The sequence below is a fragment of the Flaviflexus sp. genome (genome assembly GCF_052087705.1).
In the GTDB taxonomy this organism is placed as follows: Bacteria; Actinomycetota; Actinomycetes; order Actinomycetales; family Actinomycetaceae; genus Flaviflexus; species Flaviflexus ciconiae.
Map to the genome: position 1 here is coordinate 1 of NZ_JBQCYC010000028.1, position 12330 is coordinate 12330.

Genomic DNA, 12330 nt, shown 5'->3' on the forward strand with positions numbered 1-12330 from the left:
GCGATAGCGTGGCCGAGCCACACGCTACCTATCAGCCCCGCTTGATTGCGCTAGACGCGGTTGTAGCCCCGCCAACCATTCACGTGATCGTTGCAACGAACGCGTTGCCAAGCTGTCGGCGAAGCTCTCCCGCACATCTGCACCAAGCCCGACAGTCCCTCCCGCGGCCCTCTTGATACAGCCGATCCAATCTGGGTATGGGAATGGCCCAAGAGTTACCTCCCGGGCCATTCCTATTTGCTGGCGCGACCTATTGGTGCGCGTAGTCTTACAGCGTTCCGGTCTCTTCTCGCATCTCGCACGTACCGGCAGCGTAGTCGGTGCGTCCGCCGCAGGTTTCGGCAAGCTCTTCGTACTCGGAGCCAATTTCGGAATCCCACCACATGGTGTCGCAGGCCGCCAAGTCGCCACCCTCACACTCGTCGTAGAGAGCGTCGAGGGTCGCATCGTCCCCGTAGTTCATGGCGCCTGAGCCGTTGGTGGAACCCGAGGAATCGCAGGAACCGTAGTTGTCTGTATCTGTTCCACCGCAGGTGATGGCGAACTCCTCGTACTCTGTTCCGTAGCCGGAGTTGAAGTAGAGTTCATCGCACGCAGCCATGTCGCCGCCCTCGCACGAATCGTAGAGTGCGTCGAGCTCCGGATCGGAGCCGTACATTCCCGTATCCGTTTCGGGGGTACTTTGACCGGGGGTCTCCGGCTCCGTGGTTTCGGGCTCCGTGGTCTCAGGTTCTGTTGTTTCTTCTTGGCTGGTTGTCGTCTCCGTACCGGTCGTTTCGTCATCGTCGCCACCACCGATGACTCCGGTAGCGAAGAGAATGCCGACAGCAACCGCCGCAATCAGGATGACACCGAGGACAATCCAGGCAATTAGCGGGCCCCTACCCTTGTTCGGGGGCTGGCCATAGCCACCGCCCTGGGGCGGGTAGCCACCGTAGTTACCGCCGCCGTACTGTCCGCCACCGTAGGAGGCCTGTGCCGGTGGGTACGAGGAGGGCTGGGAGTCCGGGCCGTATCCCTGCTGCCCGTAGCCTTGCTGGCCATACTGCTGACCGTACTGCTGGTTGTAGCCCTGCTGCGGCTGGCCGTAACCCGCCTGATCCGCACTAAACGACTGCGTGGGCTGCTGGCCGAACTGCTCCTGATGAGAAGCCTGATAGGGCTGTGTGGTATGGCCGTAACCGGCCTGCTCGGCGCTGTATGCCTGGGATGGTTGCTGGCCGTAGTTCTGTCCGTAGGCGGCTTCTTGACCGTACTGCTGGTCGTAGCCCTGCTGGGGCTGGCCGTAGCCTGCCTGATCCGCACTGAACGACTGCGTGGGCTGCTGGCCGAGCTGGTCCTGATTCGGAGCCTGGTAGGACTGTGAATCTTGCGGGCCCCACTGGTTCTGTGGAGCCTCGTTAGCAGAGCCGGCCTGATAAGACTGCGTGTCCTGCGTGCCCCACGGCTCCTGCGGGGCCTCGTTAGCAGAGGCCGACTGGTCGTTCTGAGGCTGGAACTGCTGAGTATCGTCAGCAGTGTTCTCGGGCTGCTCGCCATCCTCTGGACGGCGCCCTCCGTTGAATTCTGACATTTTATTTTCCCCTGCGATATTCGCTTGTCGATAGATCGAGATCTGCTGAAGTCTATTCGTTGCCAGAATACATGGGAAAGACTGCTGTTCTTCCACGTGGACCGTGTTGTCCGACTCAGAATGTGGGCACTACTTCCCACCGCCTACCAGCGCATGCTCTCCGGGTACCGACTATTCGGGTGCATCATCCGCAAAGGCCCGGCGCGCCGTCACCTGGAAATCAATTTCGAAATTATCTCGTTTTTCGAGTGAAGAAATCACGACAATTGAACATACATCTGACAAACATGGATCAAAAATATGTCACTTTGCAACAATTAACGCCGTCCACATAAGAACATTGTTCATTTCGCTACTACTGGAGGCAAGAACGGCCTACTCTATCCTTGAAAGGTGTGTGCATCAGTTCACACCACGACTACACGGGAGGAACCATGCGACGGAGCATGAAGGCTACGGCCGCCCTTATTACATCAGCAGCTTTGCTGGCCGCTTGCGGCGGCGAAGAGGTGGAGGACACCGACCCAACGGACGGTGGTGCGGACACGACCGACTCGACCGACGATGGCGAGACCACTGACGACACCGAAGATACGGAAGACACCGACGGTGAAGAAACCGACGATGGTGCCGACGGTGGGGATTACCCGGACCTGTCCGGCGTAACCATTGACGTCGCATCCGACTGGTCGGGTGCGGAGCAGGAGAACTTCGAGCAGGTCCTCGACTACTTCGAGGAAGAAACGGGTGCGCAGGTCACCTACACTTCGCTTGGGAACAACGTGTCCACCGCTCTTGGCACCCAGATCGAAGGTGGTGGCGCACCCGATATCGCGCTTGTCCCCCAGCCCGGTCTCGTTGACCAGCTGGTCGAGTCCGACGACATCGTCCCCATGACCGACGAGGTCGTTGCCGCGGTTGACGCAAACTATGCGGAGACCTGGAAGGATCTATCGACCTACGACGGCGAGCTTTACGGCGTGTGGTTTAAGGCCGCAAACAAGTCAACCGTTTGGTACAACGTTGGCGTTTACGAGAATGCTGGCGCCGACGTTCCCGAAACCTGGGAAGACTTCACTGCCACGCTGCAGCTCATTTCAGACTCCGGTGTTCCCGGCCTCGTCGTTGGTGCCGATGTTGGGTGGCCGCTGACCGACTGGTTCGAGAACGTTTACCTGCGTACCGCCGGTCCGGAAATGTATGACCAGCTTGCCGCACACGAGATCCCCTGGACCGATGACTCCGTCATCGAGGCCCTCGAGATTCTCGGTGAGCTGTGGGGCAACGATACGTTGCTTATGCCGGGAGGGGCACAGCGTTCCTTCCCCGACTCGGTCACTGCCGCTTTCACGGATCCTGCCGAGGCTGGCACCGTCTACGAAGGTGACTTTGTTGCAGGCAACATTGCCGAGCAGACCGATTCGGTTGTCGGCGAGGATGCCAACTTCTACCCCTTCCCCTCGATCAACGGCTCCGAGCCGGCAGTCATGGGTGCGGGTAACGTAGCAATCGCATTCAACGACGACGAAGCAACGATGGCTCTTATGACCTACCTTGCTTCGCCCGAGGCCGCAAACATCTGGATTGAGCTTGGTGGCTTCACCTCACCAAACCAGAATGCCGATACCTCCCTGTACCCGGATGATGTCTCGCTCGCTATCGCCGAGCAGCTGACATCGGCCGAGTCCTTCAGGTTCGACATGTCGGACCTCACTCCCTCCGCCTTCGGTGGTACCGAGGGTGAGGGCATGTGGGCTGTCCTCATCGAGTTCTACGAGAACCCGGACGATGTTGAGGGAACCGCGCAGGCCCTCGAGGATGCGGCAGTGGCCGCGTACGGCAACTAACCAACCAGTGGGCGGGGCGCATGGTAGTGCGCCCCGCCTTCACCGGCCTATCACCGGTCAAGTGAGGAACCATGTCCACTACCGCAGTGAAGAAGAACAAGAAGACAAAGGTCCGGGGTAAGCCCCCGATGTCGACGCAGAACCGCTGGCTTCTTGTCATCCTGCTCGGCCCCGCCCTGGCCTTCCTTGTTGCCTTCGTTGTTTATCCGATCATCTACTCGCTCTATCGCTCGACGTTTGACAGCCGCGGCGACGGATTCGTTGGTATCGGCAACTACGTCAAGGTCTTCACCGACCCACAAACCTTCACGGCGTTTAAGAACAACATCATCTGGGTGCTTGCCGCACCGCTCGTGTGCACAATACTCGGCCTGATCTTTGCCGTGCTCATGGAAAAGATCGCATGGGCAACGGCATTCAAGCTCATCATTTTCATGCCGATGGCGATTTCTATGCTTGCCGCGGGCATCATCTTCCGCACCGCCTTCCAGCAGAACCCCGACATTGGCATGGCAAACGCCATCACCGTCACCATTAAAGAGTTCTTCTCTTCGGAATCCCACTATCCCGACGCACGGTTGAGGGCCAGCGAGGAGTTCTCGTCTTTCGAGCAGCAGGAAACGGGCGGTGAGATTCTCTCAACCTCCGAGTTCGGGCCCGGCGACGTCGCCCTTATCCCCCTCATCGGCATTGCCCCCGAGCACATGGGCGACGAACCCGTCCCCGCAGTTCCAAGCCAGGCGCAAGATAGAGCCGTGACTGGCACTGTCTGGCTTGACTTCATTCCCGGCGGTGGCGGAGAAACCGGCCACATAGATGCTGGCAAGCCAGGACTTGGTGGCATCACCATCCACGCTACGGATGGGTCCGGGAACGGCTACGAGGCGGTGACGGCCGACGACGGCACATTCGCCTTCGAAGGGGTAACCGAACCCCTGACCCTTAGTGTTCCAGCATCAAACTTCACGTCCGGACCAACGGGAATCAACTGGCTGGGACCCGACCTCATTACCCCCGTCATGATTCTTGCCTACGTGTGGATATGGGCGGGCTTCGCCATGGTCATGATCGGCTCCGGCCTTTCTGCCATTGACCGCTCCCTGCAGGAAGCGGCACGAACCGACGGCGCTTCGGAATGGCAGGTGTTCCGGCACATCACGGTGCCGCAGCTGATGCCGGTCATCATGGTTGTCATCGTGACCCTCATGATCAACGTGCTCAAGATCTTCGACCTTGTCTACGTCATACCTCCGGGCTCATCGAAGCAGGAGGCAGAGGTGCTCGCCACCCGCATGTGGACCGTGTCATTCGGTGGCGGTAACGACCAGGGCCTGGGCTCCACCCTCGCCATCGTCCTCCTCATCCTGGTCATCCCGTTCATGCTTATTAACATCCGCACCTTCCGGAGAGGAGGCCAGCGATGAGTACCTCCAACATCGAGCACGTAGCGCAGGAGCTTTCTGCCGAAGGCGAGGATCGGGACACAGCGAAGAGAGTCAAGCGGCGCCGGTCCGGCAAGGTTTATCGGGCCGGGGAACGCAAGAAGACCGTTGGCGGCAGAATCGTTGCCCTGTTCAATAACTCGATCGTCAACATCATCCTTGTCATTGTTGCCGTCATGTGGCTTGTCCCGACGGTCGGCCTATTCGTTGCCTCGTTCCGTAGCTCGCAGGCTAACTCCGCCACCGGTTGGTGGACGGTCTTCCAAGACGTTCATCAGCTAACTGTTGAGAACTATTCATCGCTGCTCGGCAATGACGCGATGATGCAGTCTCTGCTCAACACGATCATCATTGTTGTCCCGTCCACGCTTCTTGTTGTCGCCTTCGGCGCCATGGCAGGCTATGCCCTGGCTTGGATCGACTTCCCGGGAAGGGACTGGGTTCTCATCGGGGTTGTGGCTCTCATGGCGGTGCCCCTCCAGGTTGCCTTTATCCCCCTTGCTCGCCTGTTCGGCAACATCGGCATCTTCGGAACCTATGCGGCAGTCATTATCTTCCACGTCTCCTTCGGGCTACCCTTCGCCGTGTTCCTGTTAAGGAACTACTTCACGAACATCAGCCCGGAACTTCTTGAAGCCGCGAGGATCGATGGTGCTTCGGAAATGAGAATCTTCCTCCGTGTTGCTCTGCCGCTTGGAATGCCGGCGATTGCATCCCTGGCAATCTTCCAGTTCCTGTGGTCCTGGAACGACATGCTGGTCGCCCTGATCTTCGCGGGCCCCGGGTCTCAACCGATTACGGTGGCGATCCAATCCCAGCTACGCCAGTTCTCTTCGAACATGGACATCCTGTCGGCCGGCGCCTTTGTATCCATGGTGATCCCACTGTTCGTCTACTTCGCCTTCCAGAAGTACTTCGTCAACGCCCTCATGGCAGGCTCCTCGAAGTAACAGCAAACCCGCCGGCGAAGCACCAACAACAGGCGGATAAGCGCAGAGAAAACTCTGAATTAAGCGATCCGGTGGATGAGCTCATCTGGCACGTAGCAGTCGGCCCCCGATCTTCGGATCAGGGGCCTGACTGTTTTCCTGGCTTTACCTGACCGGGCATTTATTGCCGGGGCATACTTTGGCAGAGGTTATCTCCGGCGGCTTTCCGGCTCAGGCTCCCCCACCACAACTCCGATGGGGATCAGTCGATTCAGTCCTGGATGTTGGTGCGGTGGAAGTTCTTCCAGGAACGGGAGGCCGTGGGGCCGCGCTGACCCTGGTATCGGGAACCGGGTGCTCCGCTTCCGTAGGGGTTCTCGGCCGGCGAGGACAGCTGGAAGAAGCACAGCTGCCCCACCTTCATTCCCGGGTACAGCTTGATCGGCATCGTCGCCGTGTTCGACAGCTCCAGAGTGATATGGCCCGTGAACCCGGGATCAATGAAGCCCGCAGTGGAGTGCGTAAGTAGGCCGAGCCTGCCGAGCGATGACTTACCTTCCAGGCGCGCCGCAATGTCTTCCGGAAGGGTCACCTGCTCATAGGTGGAGCCGAGAACAAACTCGCCCGGATGAAGGACGAACGGTTCGTTCCCAGCATCGATAAGGCGCGTCAGGTCTTCCTGCTCCTCGGCCGGGTCAATGACCGGGTAGCGGTGGTTATCAAACATTCGGAAGAACTTATCGAGCCGAACATCCAGGGAGGAGGGCTGAACAAAGTCAGCCTCCCAGGGGTCGATCTTGATCCGACCCTGGTCGACCTGTGAACGGATATCTCTATCTGAAAGCAGCACATATTGAGTTTGCCAGAAATCTGCTCCTTAGGCCCTCTCGTTCACTTACTACCCGGGCCCGGCACCTGCCACAATCCGACTATCCCCGCGTTTCCACACTTCCAAGACTGCAACCTCACACCAAGGTCTTTGAAGGATGGCAACGGCAAGAGGTAATATGGATAAACACGCGGGTGTAGTTCAATGGTAGAACTTCTGCTTCCCAAGCAGACAGCGCGGGTTCGATTCCCGTCACCCGCTCCATTTCACTCACGCAGAGCTCGGACTCCCAGCCATGAGACAGTCGGGGCTTCAAATTCAACTTTTGATTCCGTGGCGCTTTGACCCTGTGGAGCATAGTGTGGCGGCATGAAGCACATAAGCTTTCCAAACTCAGATCTCAAAGCATCGAACATTGTCTCGGGGTTCATGAGGATTGCCGAGAAGTCGGACCAACAGATCCGTGATCTCGTTTCCGCAGCCCGGGACGCTGGGGTCAACTATTTTGATCACGCCGATATTTACGGGAACCGCATGCACGAATGCGAAGAGAGGTTTGGTGAGGCCCTAAACCTCAGCTCCTCCGAGCGGGAGGACATGATCATCCAAACGAAGACCGGGATCCTTCCTCACGACGATTACTACGATCTGTCGTACGAGCACATCACTTCCCAAGTTGAGGGCTCCTTGCGGGCCTTGCGCACTGACTACATTGATGTTCTCCTCCTCCATCGCCCCGACGCTCTGGTTGAACCAGATGAAGTTGCTCGCGCTTTTGACGAGCTTCATTCCGTTGGAAAGGTACGGAACTTCGGGGTCTCCAACCACACCCCGGGCCAAATCGACCTTCTCCGTGCTTCGCTGTGCCAGCCACTGGTCGTGAATCAGATGCAGCTGTCGATCACCCACTCCCCGACGCTGGCGCAAGGCATCGCCGCCAATATGCTGAGTGACAGCCAATCGGCTGTTCGGGACGGCGGCGGTCTTGTTGAATACTGCAGACAGGCGGGAATCACCATCCAGGCCTGGTCGCCCTTCCAGGGCGGAACAAAGCCGGGAACATTGTTCAACCGGGATTCCTATCCTGAGCTCAATAATGAAATTGATTCCCTCGCATCCACGTACGACGTCCCTAAGGAAGCGATTGCGACAGCCTGGATCACACGCCACCCGGCGGATATGCAGGTGGTTCTTGGAACAACAACACCCGCCCGGGTCCGTGCCGCAACAGCCGGGTCGGATCTGCCTCTCACGCGCGCCGAATGGTACCGACTGGCGCAAGCAGGCGGATGGTCAATCCCTTGAAAACGGCGGATGCAACTCAACGGGCACAACGCGACGATCCAGCTCTAACGGTGAAGGCACATTACCCATAGAAACCCCATAAATAAGTGTGGGTTCCCAAGAACCCATTGGGCCTTGAGAGCCTTCTCAACTCATCACTTCGCTAGTGTGAATCCATGGCTTCCACCCTCGTTTCTCCGCCTAAGGCTAGTGAGGGCGACCGCATCGCCGTTCTCTCTCCGTCATTCGCAGCTCCCGGGGTCTCTCCCCGGGTTCACGAGCAGGGGATTGAGCGACTTGAGGCCCTGACCGGCCTGGCCCCGGTCGAGTTCGCAACGACGCGACGGGTTAACGCACATGCGATCGATCGCGCCAACGACATCACACAAGCCTTTGCGGATCCAACCATCACCGCGATTATCACGACCATCGGCGGTGACGATCAGGTGACTGTAATCCCGCACATCGATGCCGATATTGTCCGGCAGAATCCCAAGCCTTTTCTCGGCTACTCCGACAACACTCATCTGCATAACTTCCTTACTGCCCTTGGCATCAAGAGCTTCTACGGCGGTTCAACTCAGATTCACCTTGGCCCCGGGCCACGGGTGGAGGAAGAACATGGGGCATCTCTTCTCGCAGCAGTAATAGATGGTGGCCTACTTGAGATCACGAATCCGGCGGAGTCGGAGGACCACGGAACACTGTGGGCGCAGCCGAACGCTCTGACGGAATTTGGGCCGAGAGAGCCCTCGGAACCCTGGATTTGGGACGGTCCAGCAAAATCGATAACGGGACGCACCTGGGGAGGCTGCGTCGAGATTATTCACGAGATCCTTGCCTCAGGCCGCTTCTCACTCCCCCTTTCGGATCTTGACGGAGCCGTTCTTCTCCTCGAGCTTTCCGAGGAAGTCACTCCTCCCATCATTGTCAAAAGGATGATGAGAGCTCTTGGCGAGCGGGGAATCCTTGAACGGGTCGGTGCTGTCCTGTTCGCACGCCCTCCTGTCAGCGACCACGCTTCTCGGCCCGATAGCAAGACCAGGCAAGCCATGCGTAACGACAGGTACGGCACGGCAATCCGAACCATCCGTACCTACAGTCACGATGCGGTGATCTGTTGCGGCGTTCCCTTCGGCCACACCAGGCCGCAGTGGATCCTCCCGTACGGCGGAAACGTCACGGTCGACGGGGCGACGCAAAAGATCATTGCAGATTACAGCTGATCGTGAGGACAACTTCGTCATTAGCTTTTACCCCGAACCGCTCTATCTCTTAGGAAGGTCTCCTAAGTGGCGAACGCCGGGCCTAGCGTTACGTACATCTGTAATACTAATTGCGAACTTGACCGAAGGATTCACCATGGGTTTCTTTACTTTCCTTGCCGCAGCTCTCAGCGGCTACCTCGGAATCGCCCTTCTCGATACTGATCATTCAACCCTGGCAATCCTCGCCATCGTTGCCGCTGTCCTCAGCGCCATCGCCTTCATCCTTAGTTTCAGGCTCGGTGACAAGAGGGCAAACACTCTCGGCGAATCGTCCTTCACCTCCCCAACGACCAGCACGTACCAGCCATCAACATCCGCGGCGCCTTCTCAGAACATTTACCAGGCCGAACCCACCGCCAAAACAACCCTGCTAACCGGTGAGCAGCGGGAACGAGTCCAGTTCCTCGTCCACGACAAGCAGAAGATCATGGCGGTCAAAGAAATTAGGGGATGGACGGGACTCGGGCTCAAGGATGCCAAGGACCTGGCTGACGCTATCGAACGCGGCCAGGCCTAATTCCCAGCGTTGCGTTTGGCCACCCGCCCTCAGCTAGCCCTGCCGTTCGATGAGATCGACCGGTCCTGCCAGTTATTCGCGTGGTCCTGTCGAATCGGTCATCTACGACCTTCCACATTCTCAGAATTAGCGTTCTGAGGGCACTCGCTTAAACCCATCTTTAAGCCATCCAATGGGTGCCGACTTTGGATGATTTCTCCGGGGAGTTTTCCCCGGGGATCACTCCCCCTCCCTGGTGGTGCCAATCGTTGCGATGACAGGGCAAAGTAGTTGTCATGAACGCAACAACAGTTTCTCTGAGCACGAGGCGCCGCCTTGCACTGGGCCTGAGCCTCCTTGTCATCGGTGTCCTCCTCGGCGCTCTCTTTGGGCTGCTTGCGGAGTTCATTCTGTCGCTGTTCGACTTCCAGGGCATCCTGGGAGTCGGAGCGCATGTTGGCGAGGCCCGTGGCCTCGCACTGACCGCAGCTCTTGGCACCCTCATTGCCATTGTTGGCACCGGCACTCTGATCGCAGAGTCCATGAGAGCCGAGATCTCGGATGATGATGTCCTGCTGACGTGGAAGGGCGCAAGCGTCCGGGTTCGTAAGGAACTCGTTTCCTCCATTTACCTTGGTGAAGACATCGTCCTGTACAGCAAGAGCGGAACCGAGCTTGCTCGGGCCCGCGCGGTTAATCCGCAGGCCCTGCGCTCTTCCCTGATCCATCACGGCTACCCCACCCCGTCGCACACCGAGCAGGGCGAAGGCGAGTTCACTGACGACATTGAGATTCTCGATGATGACGCGAAGCGGATTGCCGCAGCACGCACGAAGGCTCTGAAGGCCGGTAACACGGACATTGCGGAGATTCTGCGCAGGCAGCTCGCTTCCATGGGTGTTATGTCCCGCGATCTTAAGGCTGGCCGAATGGGGTTGAGGACGGAGTTCCGGAAGCTCGAACCCTTTCGTTCCGCCGCAGTGACGGCCTAGGGTATCGTGGCTGCGTGTCACTCGTTGTCGCCGCAGCCATTGTCGATTCAGTCGAGAAGCCCACGAGACTTCTCGCTGCCCAGCGCTCGTACCCGAAGGATCTAGCGGGGATGTGGGAGCTTCCCGGCGGCAAGGTAGAAGAGGGCGAAGATCCCATCCAGGCATGCGTCCGCGAGATCATTGAAGAACTCGGGGTCACTCCAACTCTTTACGACCTGGTTGAAGGGCCGGAAGGGGACTGGCCGATCGGCAAGCACACCATGCGAGTATGGCTCGCAACAGTCAATTCCGAACCCGTACAGGGCTCCGATCATTCGGAGCTTCGCTGGTGCGAAGCAGAAGACGTGACGAAGCTTGATTGGCTCCCGGGCGATGTTGCCCTCGCAAAGAAGCTTGCCGACTGGATGGTGTCAACCCGCTAGCAACCGGGCCCACATGGCTTGAATCCAGGCCGGTATAGATTCTTGAATAAGGCCATTTACAGATGTGAATGTGGGGCCGGATCGCGCGGTTCCGGCCCCACATCTTCTGCTCACAAGCCGATTGCTTGCAGGTCACTATCCCTTGAGGGTCGAGTTGCCGAGAAGCTCCTCAACTTCCTCGTCGCACAGTTCGTAGCGGTAGAAGAGGTCGTAGAACTCCTTCGTCTCCGCAACAATGTCATTGTCGAAGTATTCGGGGTACAGCACGTCACCCATCCAGTTGATGCCAACAATCCGGTTCGGGCCCGGTGGGCGGCTCACCCAGTTCTACGGCTCACCTGGCACTTCGTATCACGTATGCTTCGGCTATGCCCAAGATCTCCGGGCGGTCGCTCATAGAGCACCGTGACAACACTCGGCGAGCCCTTTTCGACTCGCTGAGCACTCTCATGTCCGAACGGGGATTTGAGAACGTGTCAATCTCGGACCTTGCGGAACACTCCGGGATTAGGCGCACCACGATCTATAACCATTTCACCGACAAGGAAGACATCCTGATCGCCTATGTCGAGTCAGAAATGTCGAAATACCTGTCAAACACGAAGGCGATGCTGGCCCGGGCTGACAATTCGATCGACAAGCTTCGCTTCTATGTTCGAAGCCAGCTACTGGCAGAACGCAGCTATCTTATGGCGCCCGGTCCCCCGTTGAAGGATGTCATCAGCCCTGACACCGGGATGAAGTTGGCGGGGCACATTAAACAGATTTCGGATCTGTTGCGTTCGATCCTTACGCGCGCAATTGATAATGGGACGATTCCCGATCAGAACATCCGCGTATCTATTCAGCTCATTAACGGCACTCTAACCGGCAGGCGGGTTCCCCGTAGCGAACCGGAACGGACCGAGTTCTTCCACTCCACGGAGCGGTTTGTGATTCAGGCCCTCGGGGCGAAGTTGCCCGAAAACCCAACGGATATCGGGCCAATCCCACCCTGCAAGTAACCCACCGGGTCGGCTCACCAGTTCTGGGGGCCCGATCCTCCGCCGGTGCCCCATTCCTGTTCTTCCTGGCGCCGCTCGTCAGCTTCGCGGTTGCGTTGTTCCATTTCGCTCTGCTTGGGGTCTGTGGGGTCGCCCGATCCGCTGCCGTTCGGGTTGTCACCTTCGTCGCCTTCATCCCCTTCATCACCCTCGTCGCCTTCGCCACCTTCATCGCCCTCGTCGCCTTCGTCGCCTTCTTCACCGC

13 protein-coding genes and 1 tRNA gene are annotated in these 12330 nt (G+C 58.3%); 10 read left to right on the forward strand and 4 right to left on the reverse strand.

All coding sequences use genetic code 11. The features are described from left to right. Positions 1 to 268: 268 nt before the first annotated feature. Complete coding sequence (locus tag ACTHUY_RS10980) at positions 269 to 1573, reverse strand: hypothetical protein (RefSeq protein ID WP_441678839.1); 1305 nt, start codon at positions 1571 to 1573, stop codon at positions 269 to 271. 446 nt (positions 1574 to 2019) lie between these two features. On the opposite strand from ACTHUY_RS10980, the gene ACTHUY_RS10985 reads away from it, so the two are divergent. From ACTHUY_RS10985 to ACTHUY_RS10995, 3 genes are all read left to right on the forward strand, one after another. Beyond that, positions 2020 to 3420, forward strand: a complete 1401-nt coding sequence (locus ACTHUY_RS10985; protein WP_441678841.1) for an ABC transporter substrate-binding protein — start codon at positions 2020 to 2022, stop codon at positions 3418 to 3420. Between the two features lie 71 nt (positions 3421 to 3491). Further along, on the forward strand, positions 3492 to 4844 hold the full coding sequence (locus ACTHUY_RS10990; RefSeq protein ID WP_441678843.1) for a carbohydrate ABC transporter permease: 1353 nt from the start codon (positions 3492 to 3494) through the stop codon (positions 4842 to 4844). Continuing rightward, the gene (locus tag ACTHUY_RS10995) at positions 4841 to 5812 is read left to right on the forward strand and encodes a carbohydrate ABC transporter permease (protein WP_441678844.1); all 972 of its coding nucleotides are present in this window, start codon (positions 4841 to 4843) and stop codon (positions 5810 to 5812) included. The genes ACTHUY_RS10990 and ACTHUY_RS10995 overlap by 4 nt, the downstream gene beginning before the upstream one ends. A gap of 250 nt (positions 5813 to 6062) precedes the next feature. Here the strand turns inward: ACTHUY_RS10995 and dcd are convergent, their stop codons facing one another. Continuing rightward, positions 6063 to 6641: a dCTP deaminase gene (dcd, locus tag ACTHUY_RS11000; protein WP_126704257.1), complete on the reverse strand. Its 579-nt coding sequence runs from the start codon at positions 6639 to 6641 to the stop codon at positions 6063 to 6065. A 169-nt stretch (positions 6642 to 6810) separates the two neighbouring features. Between dcd and ACTHUY_RS11005 the strand changes: the two genes are divergently transcribed. From ACTHUY_RS11005 to ACTHUY_RS11030, 6 genes are all read left to right on the forward strand, one after another. Beyond that, positions 6811 to 6884 (forward strand) — tRNA-Gly (locus ACTHUY_RS11005). A 105-nt stretch (positions 6885 to 6989) separates the two neighbouring features. Then, entirely contained in the window at positions 6990 to 7925 is a 936-nt protein-coding gene (locus ACTHUY_RS11010) for an aldo/keto reductase (RefSeq protein WP_441678846.1), read from the forward strand. A gap of 155 nt (positions 7926 to 8080) precedes the next feature. Beyond that, the gene (locus tag ACTHUY_RS11015) at positions 8081 to 9130 is read left to right on the forward strand and encodes an LD-carboxypeptidase (RefSeq protein ID WP_441678848.1); all 1050 of its coding nucleotides are present in this window, start codon (positions 8081 to 8083) and stop codon (positions 9128 to 9130) included. 136 nt (positions 9131 to 9266) lie between these two features. Beyond that, positions 9267 to 9689 (forward strand): ribosomal protein L7/L12, encoded by a 423-nt coding sequence (locus ACTHUY_RS11020; RefSeq protein ID WP_441678850.1) that lies wholly within the window; start codon positions 9267 to 9269, stop codon positions 9687 to 9689. Between the two features lie 275 nt (positions 9690 to 9964). Continuing rightward, entirely contained in the window at positions 9965 to 10660 is a 696-nt protein-coding gene (locus tag ACTHUY_RS11025) for a YqeB family protein (protein ID WP_441653970.1), read from the forward strand. A gap of 14 nt (positions 10661 to 10674) precedes the next feature. Continuing rightward, complete coding sequence (locus tag ACTHUY_RS11030) at positions 10675 to 11082, forward strand: (deoxy)nucleoside triphosphate pyrophosphohydrolase (RefSeq protein ID WP_126704261.1); 408 nt, start codon at positions 10675 to 10677, stop codon at positions 11080 to 11082. A gap of 135 nt (positions 11083 to 11217) precedes the next feature. Here ACTHUY_RS11030 and ACTHUY_RS11035 read toward each other — a convergent pair whose 3' ends face one another. Continuing rightward, positions 11218 to 11403, reverse strand: a complete 186-nt coding sequence (locus ACTHUY_RS11035; RefSeq protein WP_441653971.1) for a hypothetical protein — start codon at positions 11401 to 11403, stop codon at positions 11218 to 11220. Positions 11404 to 11450: 47 nt separating this feature from the next. Between ACTHUY_RS11035 and ACTHUY_RS11040 the strand changes: the two genes are divergently transcribed. Then, a complete protein-coding gene (locus ACTHUY_RS11040) occupies positions 11451 to 12086 on the forward strand; it encodes a TetR/AcrR family transcriptional regulator (RefSeq protein WP_441678853.1) in 636 nt (211 codons plus the stop codon). Between the two features lie 14 nt (positions 12087 to 12100). On the opposite strand, the gene ACTHUY_RS11045 is transcribed toward ACTHUY_RS11040, so the two are convergent. Next, positions 12101 to 12330 (reverse strand): hypothetical protein (locus tag ACTHUY_RS11045; RefSeq protein ID WP_441678855.1); only part of this gene is annotated, 230 nt, incomplete at its 5' end.